The following is a 15,065-nucleotide window of genomic DNA, read 5'->3' on the forward strand; positions in this document are numbered from 1 at the left end:
TGGCGTCATGTTACCGATTTCTGACAGGAAGGATTATGAACGGTAAAGGTGCCGTCATGATCATTTACATCGAAGCAATTCCCTCACGGAAATCGGCATGGGAGGTGTCGTGCTCGGGCTTTTTCAGGCGTTCTCGTTGCGATGTTCGCAAATTGACGAGGCTATACGGGTCGGTGATGATGCGCGGGTGAGCAGTCTCGACAGCTCGATCGATGCGCTTATCGACACCATCCTCGGCTATCGCGCCACCAATCTGTTCTACGCGCACATGCAGATGCAGTTCGTCGGCTGCCTGATCGATCAGTATGCCGAAGACAGCGAATCCGTGCGTGAGCATGTGAAGCTGCTTTCCTACCTGATGGAGCAGTATCTCGGGTCGACCGTTCCACGCTGGCAGATGCCGCCGCTGGAGCGCATGGACCGGGAGCGGGTGTCGGCGCCTGCCGCCTACGTGCCCAATACCGACAACGGCAATTTCCTGAACTCGGCCATCCTCGAATCCCTGCCGGATCGGGTCGCGGTCGTGACCAAGGACTATCGCTACCTCTACGCCAACGCCGCGAGTGCCGCCTACGCCAAGCGCAAGCCGTTCGAGATGGTCGGGCGGCATATCAAGGACGTGCTGGGCGAAGCGCGGTTCGTGGATTGCGTCAAAGAGATGCTCGACGCGTGTTTCGCGGGCGGAACATGCGATCAGATCTATGAACGGCGCGAGGAAAACGTCGTTCAGAAAACACGGTACCGCATGTCACCGCTGCGCGATTCGTCCGGCTATATCATCGGGGCGCTTATTGTCTCGCAGGATGCCGGATCGTCATCGTCGGCGGCCAATCTCGCCGCCTGATCAGGCCTTCGTCCACACTGCCAGTTCGTATCCATCGGGATCGGCGAAGTGAAAACGGCTGCCGCCCGGGAAGCCGAAGATCGGGCGCACGATCTTGCCACCTGCACCTTCGACCGCTTCCAGCGCGGCCGGCAGGTCATCGGCATAGAGGATAACGAGCGGGCCGCCGGGGCGGGGTGCCTCGAGATTGGTGAAGCCGCCCTTCAGGCGTCCATCGTCGAATTCGCAGTAGTTGGGGCCGTAGTCGGTAAACCGCCAGCCGAAAGCCTTGCCGTAGAACGCCTTGGAGCGCTCGATATCGGCGACGTTGAATTCGACATAGTCGATGCGAAGCTCGGTCTTCACTTGTGTCATCGGTGCTTCCTAGATTTCCATCAGCTTTTTCAGCGATTCAAGATCGCGTGCGACATGCGCCGCGTCGGCCTCGAACTGCTCATCGGTCATATCCGGCAGGCGCAGCAATGTGAACATCACCTCGCAACCATCGCCGTTCGGAACGATCCTGAGCGCGTTATAGACGCGCAAGCCGTTTGCTATCGTGACGGTATGGTCGAGAACGCCGAATTCGTTGTGGGGAGCGAAGCTGACGCGCACCGTGCCGAGGACACCCGTGGCGACCCAGTCGTCGCCGCTTTTCTCCAGCCCGGATGCGAGGCCCGATGCCCAGAGCGGCATGTTCTCGGGCGCACCGGCAAAAGCCCATACGTCTCGCCAGTTTCTCTGGATGGACCTGTGAATGATTCTCGCCGGCATTGTCGCCATCGCTTGCTCCTCCTTCATTTTCATGGGCGGCTTAACGTCGCATATCGACCGCGCATCGTTGCCGCTCGAATGCCGCCGACGCCAAAATCGCCGACATCAGGGCCTCGTTGGCAATATGGTTCACTTCGCGCCGCACGCAATACGCGACCGATCCGGGGCGAATCGAACTTGCCGTATGAGCCAGAGAGTGCCACAACACCGGTCCAATTTGACTAAAGCGCCTCGCGATCTTTCAGATTCACTCGTTGCGCTTTAGATCTTTGTTTTACCGCATGTCGTTATCGCAAAACCGCTTCACACTTTTGCGCGACATGCTCTAACCGGAGAGATATTGTGGAAAAGGCAGAAATCGGGCTGATCGGCCTTGCGGTCATGGGTTCCAACCTCGCTCTGAACATCGCGGAAAAGGGCAACAAGATTGCGGTCTTCAACCGCACGCCTGACAAGACGGACGAGTTCTACGAAAGCGCCGGCGATCTGAAGAAGCAGATCATTCCGTGCAAGACGATCGAGGAATTCGTCGAGGCGATCCGCCCGCCGCGTCCGATCATCATCATGATCAAGGCCGGCGAGCCGGTTGACCAGCAGATGGAGCTGCTGCGTCCGCATCTATCGAAGGGCGACATCATGATCGATGCCGGCAACGCCAACTTCCGTGACACGATCGCCCGCTTCGACCGCCTCAAGGACACCGACCTGACCTTCATCGGCATGGGTGTTTCCGGTGGCGAGGAAGGTGCCCGTCACGGCCCGTCGATCATGGTCGGCGGCACGGAAGATAGCTGGAAGCGCGTCGAGCCGGTGCTGACCTCGATCGCCGCCAAGTACAAGGGCGACCCTTGCGTTGCCTGGCTCGGCAATGACGGTGCCGGTCACTTCGTCAAGACGATCCACAACGGCATCGAATATGCCGACATGCAGATGATCGCCGAAATCTACGGCGTCCTGCGCGACGGTCTCGGCAAGAGCGCCAAGGACATCTCCGGCATCTTTGGCGACTGGAACAAGGGCCGCCTGAACTCCTACCTGATCGAGATTTCCGAAAAGGTTCTGGCCGCGACCGACCCGATCTCCGGCGGCGCCATGGTCGACATGATCCTCGACAAGGCCGGCCAGAAGGGCACCGGCAAATGGTCGGCGATCGAAGCGCAGAACATGGGCATTCCGGCAACGGCGATCGAAGCGGCCGTTGCCGCCCGCAGCCTGTCGTCGATGAAGACCGAGCGCGAAGCCGCCGAGAAGATCTTCGGCAAGCCGGAATACAACTTCCCGGTCGCTTACGGTCCCGAGCTCGTCAAGGATCTGGAACTGGCTCTCTTCGCCGCCAAGATCGGCGCCTATGCGCAGGGCTTCGCGGTGATGGCGGAAGCCTCGCGCGAGTTCAAGTGGTCGCTGCCGATGCCAACCATTGCCAAGATCTGGCGTGACGGCTGCATCATCCGCTCGCAGTTCCTCGACGAGATCACCTCGGCCTTCACCAAGGCGCCTGACGTCGCCAACCTGATCGTGACGCCGGCCTTCGCGGATATGGTCAAGGAATCGCTGCCGGCGCTTCGCCGCGTTGTCGGTGCTGCCCTGCAGGCTGGCCTGCCGGTTCCGGCGCTGACTTCGGCGCTCACCTACTTCGACGCCTACCGCCAGGGCCGCGGCACCGCCAACCTGATCCAGGCACAGCGCGACTTCTTCGGCGCCCACGGCTTCGATCGCCTCGACGGCAAGGACTTCCACCACGGCCCATGGGGCAGCGGTGCGGCGACCTTCTAAGGTTAGCTTTCTGAAAATGACAACAGCCGGGCCATTGGCCCGGCTGTTTTGCGTCTAAGGTAATGATCCGCGGACCGTCGAAATTGGTGCGTTCAGGAACCGGGTTTGGCCCACACCGGCTGGCTAACGCTCTGCAGCATCTCAGGTTCGACGCCATCGATGCGGGCGATGACGGCCTTGGCCATCTCGCGACCGGCGTGGCGGACGTCTTCATAGGCGGTGATGATCTCCGGGCGGATCCAGTTGAGGATCGGCGCGGATTCCTTCGAGGCCATGTCGACATCGTGACCGAGGCGCTTGCCGGCGGCTTCGATGCCGGCGTTGACGGCAATGGCGGCGCTGCCGGCGAGACAGACGATGCCATCGGGTGCGTTGCTGGAGCGCATCATCGTTTCCACAGCGTTGCGGATCTCGTCCAGCGGCGTGTCGATGGTGACGCGCAGCGGCACTTCCTCGGCGCCGTAGTCGTGCAGGCCGGTCTGGAAGCCGATGCGCGTGTGCGTGTAATAGGTGAGCTTGCTCGGAGGCTGGAGGAGGGCGATGCGCTTGCGACCGCGCGCAACCAGCTTCTCGACCGCCTGGTGAGCGAAGGCTTCGTTGTCGAAGTCGTGGAACGGGTGCATCAGCCCGGCATCGGTGCGTCCATGCGTGGCGAACGGCATGTTGCGTTCGCTGAGCAGGCGCACACGGGGATCGTCAGGCTCGATGCGGGAGATGATGACGCCGTCGGCCGAGCCTGTTTCCAGTATGTAGCGCACCGGCAGCATTGGGTCCTTGCTGTGCGAGTGCGGCGTGACGACGATGTGATAGGGCGTGCCGGTCAGGACCTCGGAGATGCCGAAGACCAGCTGGCTCGAGAAGCCCATGATCTCCTCATCGATGCTCAGAACGAGCGCGATGACGTTGGTCTTGCCAGTCCTGAGGCGCACGCCGGCGCGGTTCGGCTGATAGCCGAGCTGGCTTGCCACCATCCGCACACGTTCCTTGGTCTCCGCGCCGATATCGGGTGCATCCTTCAATGCGCGAGAAACCGTGGTGATGCCGAGGCCGGTCATGAAGGCAATCGTCTTCAGTGTCGGTCTCTCCCGAGATGCCTCGGTCACCGTCGCCCCGAAATTCGCTTTGTTTTTCATCCCTCTAGGCCGTCCTACGCGATTTGGTTCGCTTATAGATGCTTTTCGCAGCGCTGTAAGCCTGAATACACAAATGCCGTTCCCTCCCACGGGCCTTAAAATCTGTAACGTTACAGTAAAAATGTCGAGCGCTTTTTGCGATGGCTCTAACCCAATCACCCTCATTGGTTGAATCGGTGATTTTTGCACGAATTTTTTGCGTCTGCGAACGCCATCTGGAAATTATGTCATGATACCAGTGAAATAAAGAGATATAAAACAATGTTGTAATCGAAGTGTGCAGGTGCACATCGGTTTGCTGATCGCTTGTGCAGCCTTGCGGCGACGGTGCCGTTTCAGCAGGCAATGGTAGCAAAGAACACCCGAAAAGAAAATTTTAAGGGGTGGCTGTTGCGCGGCAATATCGATTGGCTTAAGTTTTTCCGGCAACGTTTCAGTGAGGGAGGAGAACTCATGAATATTCGTTTGATGGCGGCAGCGCTGTGCGCATCCGTCGCCTTGCCGCTTGGTGCGGCACACGCCACCGATCTCGAAGTCACGCATTGGTGGACCTCGGGCGGCGAAGCCGCTGCCGTGGCCGAACTCGCCAAGGCATTCGACGCGACCGGCAACAAGTGGGTTGACGGTGCCATCGCCGGTTCCGGCGGCACGGCGCGTCCTATCATGGTCAGCCGAATCACCGGCGGCGATCCGATGGGCGCCACCCAGTTCAACCACGGCCGTCAGGCGGAAGAACTCGTTCAAGCCGGCCTGATGCGCGACCTGACCGATGTCGCGACCGCCGAGCACTGGAAGGACATCATTCGTCCTGCAAGCCTGCTCGACAGCTGCACGATCGACGGCAAGATCTATTGCGCACCCGTCAACATCCATTCCTGGCAGTGGCTGTGGCTCTCGAATGCCGCCTTCAAGAAGGCCGGCGTTGACGTGCCGAAGAACTGGGATGAATTCGTCGCAGCCGCTCCGGCGCTCGAAAAGGCCGGCATCGTGCCGCTCGCCGTCGGCGGTCAGCCGTGGCAGGCAGCCGGCGCCTTCGATACGCTGATGGTGGCGATCGCCGGCAAGGACACGTTCAACAAGGTATTCAAGGACAAGGACGCCGACGTGGCTGCCGGTCCCGAGATCGCCAAGGTGTTCAAGGCTGCCGACGACGCCCGCAAGATGTCCAAGGGCAGCAACGTCCAGGATTGGAACCAGGCAACCAATCTGGTCATCACCGGCAAGGCCGGCGGCCAGATCATGGGTGACTGGGCGCAGGGCGAATTCGCTCTCGCTGGCCAGAAGGCCGGTACCGACTACACCTGCCTTCCGGGCCTCGGCGTGAACGAAATCATCTCCACCGGTGGTGATGCCTTCTACTTCCCGCTGCTCAAGGATGAAGCAAAGTCGAAGGCGCAGGACGTTCTCGCCAAGACGCTGCTCGATCCGAAGACCCAGGTCGCCTTCAACCTCAAGAAGGGCTCGCTGCCGGTTCGCGGTGACGTCGATCTCGAGGCTGCCAACGACTGCATGAAGAAGGGTCTTGAGATCCTGAAGAAGGGCAACATCGTCGAAGGCACCGACCAGCTGCTTTCGGCCGACAGCCAGAAGCAGAAGGAAGACCTCTTCTCGGAGTTCTTCGCCAATGCCTCGATGACGCCTGAAGACGCACAGAAGCGCTTCGCCGAAATCATCGGCTCCGCCGACTGATCGTCTGCTCGTGCTGCCGCGATCCGGTTTTCCGCCCAGGAACGGGGAGCCGGATTTGCCCTAATCGCCAGTGGCGGCGGGTTCGCGGCAGTGCTTTCCCGATGAGTTCCGGCCGCAGACGATGCGGCCGGGACCATCCGGGGGCAAGAGACGGGAGCGGTGTCCGGCATCGGCCGCTGCTCTCGGTCAAAAAAGCAAGTGCGTGTCAGGAGGAAACACAATGACGGGTCCAGCGAAAGCCGGCCGGCCAAATCAGTTGCTGCGCAATCTGAATTCCAAAATTGCATCCATCCCGATGATCCTTACCGCCCTGGTCATCTTTCTCGGCGGTACGGTCTGGACGGTGTTCTATTCCTTCACCAACTCGAAGCTCCTGCCAAGGATGAGCTTCGTTGGTTTCGACCAATACAAGCGGCTCTGGGCCGCGCCGCGATGGATCGTGTCCATCGAGAACCTCGCCCTTTACGGCATTTTTTCCCTGATCTTCAGCCTGGTGATCGGCTTCACGCTGGCTGCCCTGATGGATCAGAAGATCCGGTTCGAGAATGCGTTCCGGACGATCTTTCTCTATCCCTTCGCTCTGTCCTTCATCGTCACCGGCCTCGTGTGGCAGTGGGTCCTCAATCCCGAGTTCGGCGTGCAGTCGGTGGTGCGTTCGCTCGGCTGGACGAGCTTTACCTTCGACCCGCTCTATACGCCGAGCATCGTGATCTACGGCGTGCTGATCGCAGCACTCTGGCAGGGAACGGGCCTCGTCATGTGCCTGATGCTCGCCGGCCTGCGCGGGATCGACGAGGACATCTGGAAGGCTTCGCGCGTCGACGGCATTCCGATGTGGAAGACCTATCTCTTCATCGTCATCCCGATGATGCGTCCCGTCTTCATCACCACGCTGGTCATCATCGCGTCGGGTATCGTCAAGGTCTACGACCTCGTGGTGGCGCAGACATCCGGTGGACCCGGAATCTCATCGGAAGTGCCGGCCAAGTATGTCTATGACTACATGTTCCAGGCGCAGAACCTGGGGCAGGGCTTCGCCGCCTCGACCATGATGCTGATCACGGTCGCGATCATCATCATTCCATGGGCTTATCTGGAATTCGGGGGAGGGCGTAAACGTGCCTGATACCATCGCTCTCAAGACGGCCGAGGTCGCACTGGCACCGGTCAAGTCCTTCGACGGACCGAACGGCAAGAAGCCGAAGCGAGTACTCTCGCCGCGCAACATCATGCTCTACGGCACGCTGTTCGTCGCCGCCGCCTATTATCTGCTGCCGCTTTACGTGATGATCGTGACGTCGCTGAAGGGGATGCCCGAAATCCGCATGGGCAACATCTTCTCGCCGCCAATGGAAATCACCTTCGAGCCGTGGGTCAAAGCCTGGGCCACGGCCTGCACAGGCCTCAACTGCGACGGTCTCTCGCGCGGCTTCTGGAATTCGGTGCGGATCACCGTTCCATCCGTGATCGTCTCGATCGCGATTGCCTCGGTCAACGGCTATGCGCTCGCCAACTGGCGCTTCAAGGGATCGGAACTGTTCTTCTCGATCCTCGTCATCGGCGCGTTCATTCCCTACCAGGTGATGATCTACCCGATCGTCATCGTGCTGCGTGAAATGGGGATCTACGGCACGCTCACGGGCCTGATCATCGTGCATTCGATCTTCGGCATGCCGATCCTGACGCTGCTCTTCCGCAACTATTTCGCATCGCTGCCGCAGGAGCTTTTCAAGGCCGCCCGCGTCGATGGCGCCGGTTTCTGGCAGATCTTCCTGAAGATCATGGTGCCGATGTCGCTGCCGATCTTCGTCGTCGCCATGATCCTGCAGGTCACCGGCATCTGGAACGACTTCCTGTTCGGCGTCGTCTTCACCCGGCCGGAATACTATCCGATGACCGTGCAGCTCAACAACATCGTCAATTCCGTCCAGGGCGTGAAGGAATACAACGTCAACATGGCCGCAACCATCCTCACGGGTCTGGTGCCGCTCATCGTGTATTTCGTGTCTGGACGTCTGTTCGTCCGCGGTATCGCCGCCGGCGCAGTGAAAGGCTGATCCATGAATTCAAGCGTTTCCATCAAAGACCTTTCGCTAAACTTCGGCGCCGTCAGCGTGCTCAAGGATCTGAACCTCGAGATCAATGACGGCGAGTTCCTGGTGCTGCTCGGCTCGTCCGGCTGCGGCAAGTCGACCCTGCTCAACTGCATCGCCGGCCTGCTCGACATCAGCGAGGGCCAGATCCACATCAAGGGCCGCAACGTCACCTGGGAAGAGCCCAAGGACCGCGGCATCGGCATGGTGTTCCAGTCCTACGCGCTCTATCCGCAGATGACGGTGGAGAAGAACCTCTCCTTCGGCCTGCAGGTCGCCAAGATCCCACAATCCGATATCGACAAGCGCGTCGCCCGCGCTTCTGAGATACTGCAGATCCAGCCGCTGCTGAAGCGCAAGCCGGCGGAGCTTTCCGGTGGCCAGCGGCAGCGCGTGGCGATCGGTCGTGCGTTGGTGCGCGATGTCGACGTGTTCCTGTTCGACGAGCCGCTCTCCAACCTCGACGCCAAGCTGCGTTCGGAACTGCGCGTCGAGATCAAGCGGCTGCACCAGTCGCTGAAGAACACGATGATCTACGTCACGCACGACCAGATCGAGGCGCTGACGCTCGCCGACCGCATCGCGATCATGAAGAACGGCGAGATCCAGCAGCTTGCCGATCCGACGACGATCTACAACAAGCCGCGCAGCCTGTTCGTTGCCGGCTTTATCGGCTCTCCGTCGATGAACTTCCTGCGCGGCGAGATCGCCAAGCGGGGCGATGCCACCGTGTTCACTGCCAATGGTGTCGATTTCAACGTCGATGCCTATGAGGCGAGCGGGCCGCTGCAGGCGGGCCGGAAGGTGACACTCGGCGTGCGGCCGGAGCATATCAAGGTCAACGAGAACCTCGGCGCCGAGGTCCACGACGCGACCGTCGATATCGAGGAGCCGATGGGCGCCGACAACCTGCTCTGGCTGAAGCATGCCGGGCACACCATGTCGGTGCGCATCAACGGCGCCCGCCGCTTCAGCCCGGGTTCTCAGGTCAAGCTCGGCTTCGACATGTCGCTGGCGTCGATCTTCGACGCCGAGACGGAACTGCGCCTCTAGACGACTACGCTGCGGGCGGGGCCGTCCCAAGCGGTTCCGCCCGTTCTTCCAATACCACATTCGGTCGCAGCCCGGTGACGGGTTTTCCCAAGAGCGGCCTGATCGGACAGTGCTATGACATCCTTGCCCACCAACGGGTTCAACCTCGACCTCTCAGGTTCGTGGAAGCTCACCTCCACGGATGGTGAAATCACCGCGCCGATCACGCTTCCCGGCGACGTGCATTCGGCCCTTCATGCCGCCAAGCTCATCCCCGATCCATATTTCGGCCGCAACGAAGAGGTCGTGCAGTGGGTGGCGCATCGCGACTGGTCGATCGAGCGAAGCTTCACGGTGGCGGAGCCCGATGGCGACTGGTATCTCGATATCGATTATCTCGACACGGTGGCCGCCGTCTTCATCAATGGCTCGCCGGCGCTCGTCGCCGACAACAGCTTCCGCCGCTACCGGCCGGATGTCAGCAGCCATCTGAAATCGGGCGAGAACGTCATCCGCATCGTGCTGCATTCGAGTATCGCGGCGGGGGCGGACCGGCAGGGCAAGCAACCCTTCTACATTCCCTATTCGACCGGCAATTCGCCGATCCCCAACGGCAACATGCTGCGCAAGCCGCAGTGCCATTTCGGCTGGGACTGGAACATCGCGATCGCGCCGCTCGGGCTTTACGGCACGATCGCGCTGCGCCGTCTCGACACGGCCCGCATCGAGCATGTGACGACGCAGCAGGTGCACAATCTCGACGGCTCCGTCGATCTCAAGGTGACCGCGACGCTGTTCTCCAAGAACCCAGGCATCGTTCCCGTGCATTTCTCGCTCGATGGCGAGCGGGTGCGCCTCGATGTCGGCGTCGGCGCGGGCGAGACTGTCGTCAACCACGTCTTCGAGATCGACAAGCCGCGCCTCTGGTGGCCGGCGGGAAGCGGCGAGCAGGCGCTCTATGCGCTGACCGTCGATCTGCCTTCCGATGCGGTCACCAAGCGGATCGGCCTTCGCACCGTCGAGCTCATCACCACGCCGGACGCTGCCGGCGCCCGTTTCGCGCTGAAGGTGAATGGCCGCGAGATATTCTGCCGCGGCGCCAACTGGATCCCGGCCGACGCGCTGTTTTCGCTGTCGTCGCCCGAGAAGACCGAGGACCTGCTGCAATCGGCCAAGTCCGCCAACATGAACATGATCCGCGTCTGGGGCGGCGGGTTCTACGAGCATGATCATTTCTACGATCTCTGCGACCGGCTTGGCCTCATGGTCTGGCAGGATTTCATGTTCGCCTGCAACCTCTATCCCTCGACCGAGGATTTTCTCGACAATGTCGCGCTCGAGGTCGACTACCAGGTTCGCCGCCTGAACTCGCATCCGTCGATCGCGCTCTGGTGCGGCGATAACGAGCTGGTGGGCGCGCTCACCTGGTTCGAGGAATCGCGCAAGGACCGCGACCGCTATCTCGTCTCCTACGACCGCCTCAACCGGGTGATCGAGCAGGCGATGAAGAAGGCTGCGCCGGATGCGATCTGGTGGCCGTCGAGCCCGGCGTCCGGCTATCTCGATTTCGGCGATGCCTGGCATGCCGATGGCTCCGGCGACATGCACTACTGGTCTGTCTGGCACGAGAACAAGTCGTTCGACAATTACCGTTCCGTTCGCCCGCGCTTCTGCTCGGAATTCGGCTTCCAGTCATATACCTCGCTGCCGGTTATCAAGACCTATGCCGAGGCCAAGGACATGAACGTCGCGTCTCCGGTCATGGAGCTGCACCAGAAGAACGCCGGCGGCAACGAGCGCATCGCCGGCACGATGTTCCGCTACTTCCGCTTCCCGAAGGATTTTCCGAACTTCGTCTATCTCAGCCAGATCCAGCAGGGTCTCGCGATCAAAACGGCGGTGGAATACTGGCGGTCGCTGAAGCCGCATTGCATGGGCACGATCTATTGGCAGCTCAACGACACCTGGCCGGTGGCCTCGTGGTCGAGCCTCGATTACGGCGGTCGCTGGAAGGCGATGCACTATCTGGTCAAGCGCTTCTTCCAGCCGGTCGCTGTCGCCGCCATTCCATCCGACGACGGCAAGCAGATCCGCTTCTCGCTGGTCAACGACACGCTCGATGACGTCAGCGTCGACCTGTCGATCTCGATCATCGACATGAAGGGCGAGCGCAAGCACCTCAGGGATGTGCAGGCGGTCTGCACGCCTGACGCGGCGGTGACGGCTGCCAGCATCGACGTTTCGGAGATCCCCTCGGGCACGCTGCTTGCCTGGCGCTTCACGGCGTCGAACGGCATGGGCGGCGAGGGGCACTATGTGCACGGCACCTACAAGGCGCTGGAGCTCGAACCGGCGGGCCTGATGGTAACGCACGAATATGTCGAGGAGGACGGCTCCGTTTGCCTCAACGTCACCGCCAAGGGACTTGCGCTCTTCGTGATGATCGAAACCGAGACCGACGGCAAATATTCCGACAATGCCTTCGATCTGGCGGCGGGCGAGACGCGCCGCATCACCTTCACCCCGGCCACACCGCTTAAGGGCGGCGCCCTGCCGGACTTCCGTTTCTACGACCTGCAATCCTGTCAGTCCGTGGATTGATCCTGATTAAATGAATGGGCACGAGGCCCGAGGAGGATATTATGACGAAACTGAGTTTCCAGCTTTATAGCGCCCGCAATTTCCAGCCCTATTCGGCGATCTTCGAAAAGCTCGGCAAGGCCGGCTATCAGGAAGTCGAAGGCTTCGGCGGCATCTATGCCGATCTCGACGATGCCGGCCTCAAGGGCCTGCGCGCCGAACTCGACAAGAACGGCCTCACGATGGCGAGCGGTCACTTCAGCCCCGATTTTCTCGACGGCGAAGTGCAGAAGTCTCTGAACATTGCCAAGATCCTCGGCATGGATTCTATCTATGCGCCGCATCTGGCTGCCGACGAGCGTCCGACTGATGGCGCGGGTTGGCTGGCATTCGGCAAGCGCCTGCAGGAAATGAGCAAGCCCTACAAGGATGCAGGCTACGAGTTCGGCTGGCACAATCACGACTTCGAATTCGTGAAGCTTTCCGACGGCTCGCTGCCGATCGAGCGCATCTTCGAAGGCGCGCCTGATATTTCCTGGGAAGCGGATATCGCCTGGGTCGTTCGCGGCGGTGCGGATCCCTTCGCATGGATCGAGAAGCTGGGCTCGCGCATCACCTCGGCGCACGTCAAGGACATCGCGCCAGCTGGCGAGAACAAGAACGAAGACGGCTGGGCCGATGTCGGCCACGGCACGCTTGATTGGTCGAAGCTCGTCGCGGCGCTGAAGGGCACCAAGACCAAGCACTACGTCGTCGAGCATGACAATCCTGCCGATATCGATCGCCTGATCACCCGCTCGATCGCATCCTTCAAGACCTACTGAGGACCATCATGACCAAGGAACTTGGCGTCGGCATCATCGGATGCGGCAACATCTCCACCACCTATTTTTCGCTGGCCCCGCTGTTCAAGGGCCTCAAGGTCGTCGCCTGCGCCGACCTCAACATGCAGGCCGCCGAAGCCCGTGCCGCCGAATATGGCGTCAAGGCGCAGACGATCGAGGACCTGCTCACCAATGAGGAGGTTGACGTCGTCGTCAACCTCACCATCCCGGACGCGCACTTCCCGGTGTCGAAGGCGATCCTGCTTTCCGGCAAGCACGTTTATTCGGAAAAGCCGCTGGTTCTCACCCTCGAGCAGGGTGAGGAGCTGCGCCGCATCGCCAAGGAGAAGAACCTCTCCGTCGGTTGCGCGCCCGACACCTTCCTCGGCGGCGCGCATCAGCTTGCCCGCAAGTATATCGACGAGGGCGGCATCGGCCGTGTGACCTCTGGCGCGTGCTATGTCATGAGCCCCGGCATGGAGATGTGGCATCCGAACCCGGACTTCTTCTTCCTGCCCGGCGGCGGCCCGATCCTCGATCTCGGCCCCTACTACATCGCCAACCTGATCAACCTGATCGGTCCGGTGAAGCGTGTGGGCGCGATGACCTCGATGGCGTCTCCGACCCGCACGATCACCAGCGAGCCGCGCAATGGCGAGACGATCCCGGTGAAGACGCCGACGACGATCCAGGCGATCCTGGAATTCGTCAACGGCGCGACGGTCACGCTGACCGCGAGCTGGGATGTCTGGTCTCACCGCCATGCCAACATGGAGCTCTACGGCACCGAGGGTTCGCTCTACGTGCCCGATCCGAACTTCTTCGGCGGCGTGGTCGAGGCAAGTGGTCGCGACAAGGACATCAAGCCGCTCGATGGCTGGGAGCACCCCTTCGGCATCTCCAACCAGGAGAGCCCGCAGGGACCGCGCGCCAACTATCGTACGGCTGGTCTCGCCGACATGGCGATGGCGATCATCGAGGGACGCGATGCGCGTTGCTCGCTCGATCGCACGCTGCATGGCGTCGACGTCATGACCTCGATCCTGAAGTCCGGCGAGGAAGGCCGCTTTATCGAGCTTACGACGACCTGCACGCAGCCGGCCGCACTCGGCATCGAAGAGGCGCAGGCTCTTCTGAAGTGATTGGCACTTCAGAAACAATGGGCGCTCTTGATGTGCGTGCCTAAAGGTCTATGGTCCGGCGCGGGCGACGAACCCGCGCCGTTTCTATATACGAGGGATGAGGACATATGAGCTGGCAACCGGCTTCCGACCGCTATTCGAAAATGAAGTACAACCGCACGGGCCGTTCCGGCCTGAAGCTGCCGGCCGTTTCGCTCGGCCTCTGGCACAATTTCGGCGGCGATACGCCGCATGACCGCAAGATCGACATGTGCCGCACGGCCTTCGATCTCGGCATCACCCATTTCGACCTCGCCAACAATTACGGCCCGCCTCCCGGCAGCGCCGAGACCGCCTTCGGCGAGATCATGCGCACCGAATTTGCCGGCCTGCGCGACGAACTGATCATTTCGTCCAAGGCCGGTTACGACATGTGGCCGGGTCCCTACGGCGAGTGGGGCAGCCGCAAGTACCTGATCGCCTCCTGCGACCAGAGCCTGAAGCGCATGGGTCTCGACTATGTCGACATCTTCTATTCGCACCGCTTCGACCCCGATACACCGCTGGAAGAGACCTGTGGCGCGCTCGACCACATCGTCCGCTCCGGCCGCGCGCTCTATGTCGGCATTTCGTCCTACAACGCGCAGCGCACCCGCGAAGCCGCCGCCATCCTCAAGGATCTCGGCACGCCGTGCCTGATCCACCAGCCGAGCTATTCCATGCTCAACCGCTGGGTCGAGGACGACAAGCTGCTCGACACGCTCGACGAGGTCGGCATGGGCTCGATCGTGTTCTCGCCGCTTGCGCAGGGCATGCTGACCACGAAATATCTCGGCGGCATCCCTCAGGACAGCCGCGCGGCGCAGAACCACTTCCTGAAGAAGGACTTCATCCGCCCTCAGATCATCGACAACATCCGCAAGCTCAACGAGATCGCTGAACGTCGCGGCCAGACGCTGGCGCAGATGGCGATCGCCTGGGTGCTGCGCGGCGACCGCGTGACCTCCGCGCTGATCGGCGCCAGCCGCTCGTCGCAGATCGTCGACTGCGTCAAGGCGCTCGACAATCTGGAATTCACCGCCGAGGAGCTCAAGGAGATCGATGGTTACGCCCGCGAGGCGGACATCAATCTCTGGGCGAAGTCGGCCGAACGGGAGTAGGGTTTTGGGTGGCGCTCGCTTCTTGCTGGCGCCGCCCTCTATTTTTCCCTCATTCCTGTGCCC

At 61.2% G+C, this 15,065-nt stretch carries 13 protein-coding genes; 10 read left to right on the forward strand and 3 right to left on the reverse strand.

Annotated features, from left to right (window positions below):
- Positions 1 to 109: 109 nt before the first annotated feature.
- On the forward strand, positions 110 to 844 hold the full coding sequence (locus ACCD05_RS05075; protein WP_181459236.1) for a PAS domain-containing protein: 735 nt from the start codon (positions 110 to 112) through the stop codon (positions 842 to 844).
- Here ACCD05_RS05075 and ACCD05_RS05080 read toward each other — a convergent pair whose 3' ends face one another.
- Together ACCD05_RS05080 and ACCD05_RS05085 are read right to left on the reverse strand one after the other, a co-directional pair.
- Positions 845 to 1,198, reverse strand: a complete 354-nt coding sequence (locus ACCD05_RS05080; RefSeq protein ID WP_413391432.1) for a VOC family protein — start codon at positions 1,196 to 1,198, stop codon at positions 845 to 847.
- Positions 1,199 to 1,207: 9 nt separating this feature from the next.
- Positions 1,208 to 1,606, reverse strand: a complete 399-nt coding sequence (locus ACCD05_RS05085) for an SRPBCC family protein (RefSeq protein WP_111561952.1) — start codon at positions 1,604 to 1,606, stop codon at positions 1,208 to 1,210.
- A gap of 333 nt (positions 1,607 to 1,939) precedes the next feature.
- Here ACCD05_RS05085 and gndA point away from each other — a divergent pair, with 333 nt between their 5' ends.
- Entirely contained in the window at positions 1,940 to 3,370 is a 1,431-nt protein-coding gene (gene gndA / locus ACCD05_RS05090; RefSeq protein ID WP_018900641.1) for an NADP-dependent phosphogluconate dehydrogenase, read from the forward strand.
- Positions 3,371 to 3,462: 92 nt separating this feature from the next.
- Here the strand turns inward: gndA and ACCD05_RS05095 are convergent, their stop codons facing one another.
- Entirely contained in the window at positions 3,463 to 4,503 is a 1,041-nt protein-coding gene (locus tag ACCD05_RS05095; RefSeq protein WP_047512384.1) for a substrate-binding domain-containing protein, read from the reverse strand.
- Positions 4,504 to 4,956: 453 nt separating this feature from the next.
- Here ACCD05_RS05095 and ACCD05_RS05100 point away from each other — a divergent pair, with 453 nt between their 5' ends.
- The 8 genes from ACCD05_RS05100 (at position 4,957) to mgrA (ending at position 15,002) form a co-directional block, all read left to right on the forward strand.
- Positions 4,957 to 6,192, forward strand: a complete 1,236-nt coding sequence (locus tag ACCD05_RS05100) for an ABC transporter substrate-binding protein (RefSeq protein ID WP_047512382.1) — start codon at positions 4,957 to 4,959, stop codon at positions 6,190 to 6,192.
- A gap of 220 nt (positions 6,193 to 6,412) precedes the next feature.
- Positions 6,413 to 7,318, forward strand: coding sequence for a carbohydrate ABC transporter permease (locus ACCD05_RS05105; RefSeq protein WP_018900637.1), 906 nt, complete (start codon positions 6,413 to 6,415; stop codon positions 7,316 to 7,318).
- Between the two features lie 4 nt (positions 7,319 to 7,322).
- Positions 7,323 to 8,249 (forward strand): carbohydrate ABC transporter permease, encoded by a 927-nt coding sequence (locus ACCD05_RS05110; protein ID WP_047512438.1) that lies wholly within the window; start codon positions 7,323 to 7,325, stop codon positions 8,247 to 8,249.
- Between the two features lie 3 nt (positions 8,250 to 8,252).
- Positions 8,253 to 9,338: an ABC transporter ATP-binding protein gene (locus ACCD05_RS05115; protein ID WP_018900635.1), complete on the forward strand. Its 1,086-nt coding sequence runs from the start codon at positions 8,253 to 8,255 to the stop codon at positions 9,336 to 9,338.
- A 114-nt stretch (positions 9,339 to 9,452) separates the two neighbouring features.
- Positions 9,453 to 11,918 carry a glycosyl hydrolase 2 galactose-binding domain-containing protein gene (locus tag ACCD05_RS05120; RefSeq protein WP_413391437.1) on the forward strand — a complete coding sequence of 822 codons (2,466 nt, stop codon included), beginning with the start codon at positions 9,453 to 9,455 and terminating at the stop codon, positions 11,916 to 11,918.
- 41 nt (positions 11,919 to 11,959) lie between these two features.
- Positions 11,960 to 12,721, forward strand: coding sequence for a sugar phosphate isomerase/epimerase family protein (locus ACCD05_RS05125; protein ID WP_413391439.1), 762 nt, complete (start codon positions 11,960 to 11,962; stop codon positions 12,719 to 12,721).
- Between the two features lie 8 nt (positions 12,722 to 12,729).
- Positions 12,730 to 13,863 carry a Gfo/Idh/MocA family protein gene (locus ACCD05_RS05130; protein WP_047512374.1) on the forward strand — a complete coding sequence of 378 codons (1,134 nt, stop codon included), beginning with the start codon at positions 12,730 to 12,732 and terminating at the stop codon, positions 13,861 to 13,863.
- A gap of 107 nt (positions 13,864 to 13,970) precedes the next feature.
- A complete protein-coding gene (gene mgrA, locus ACCD05_RS05135; RefSeq protein ID WP_413391441.1) occupies positions 13,971 to 15,002 on the forward strand; it encodes an L-glyceraldehyde 3-phosphate reductase in 1,032 nt (343 codons plus the stop codon).
- The last annotated feature ends 63 nt before the right edge of the window (positions 15,003 to 15,065 follow it).

The organism is Rhizobium sp. Rhizsp42, from assembly GCF_047304155.1.
In the GTDB taxonomy this organism is placed as follows: Bacteria; Pseudomonadota; Alphaproteobacteria; order Rhizobiales; family Rhizobiaceae; genus Rhizobium.

Coding starts and splice junctions, on each gene's coding strand:
- ACCD05_RS05080 (WP_413391432.1), bottom strand. CDS start 1,198: ATGACACAAGTGAAGACCGAGCTTCGCATCGACTATGTCGAATTCAAC.
- ACCD05_RS05085 (WP_111561952.1), bottom strand. CDS start 1,606: ATGGCGACAATGCCGGCGAGAATCATTCACAGGTCCATCCAGAGAAAC.
- ACCD05_RS05095 (WP_047512384.1), bottom strand. CDS start 4,503: ATGAAAAACAAAGCGAATTTCGGGGCGACGGTGACCGAGGCATCTCGG.
- ACCD05_RS05100 (WP_047512382.1), top strand. CDS start 4,957: ATGAATATTCGTTTGATGGCGGCAGCGCTGTGCGCATCCGTCGCCTTG.
- ACCD05_RS05105 (WP_018900637.1), top strand. CDS start 6,413: ATGACGGGTCCAGCGAAAGCCGGCCGGCCAAATCAGTTGCTGCGCAAT.
- ACCD05_RS05115 (WP_018900635.1), top strand. CDS start 8,253: ATGAATTCAAGCGTTTCCATCAAAGACCTTTCGCTAAACTTCGGCGCC.
- ACCD05_RS05120 (WP_413391437.1), top strand. CDS start 9,453: ATGACATCCTTGCCCACCAACGGGTTCAACCTCGACCTCTCAGGTTCG.
- ACCD05_RS05125 (WP_413391439.1), top strand. CDS start 11,960: ATGACGAAACTGAGTTTCCAGCTTTATAGCGCCCGCAATTTCCAGCCC.
- ACCD05_RS05130 (WP_047512374.1), top strand. CDS start 12,730: ATGACCAAGGAACTTGGCGTCGGCATCATCGGATGCGGCAACATCTCC.
- mgrA (WP_413391441.1), top strand. CDS start 13,971: ATGAGCTGGCAACCGGCTTCCGACCGCTATTCGAAAATGAAGTACAAC.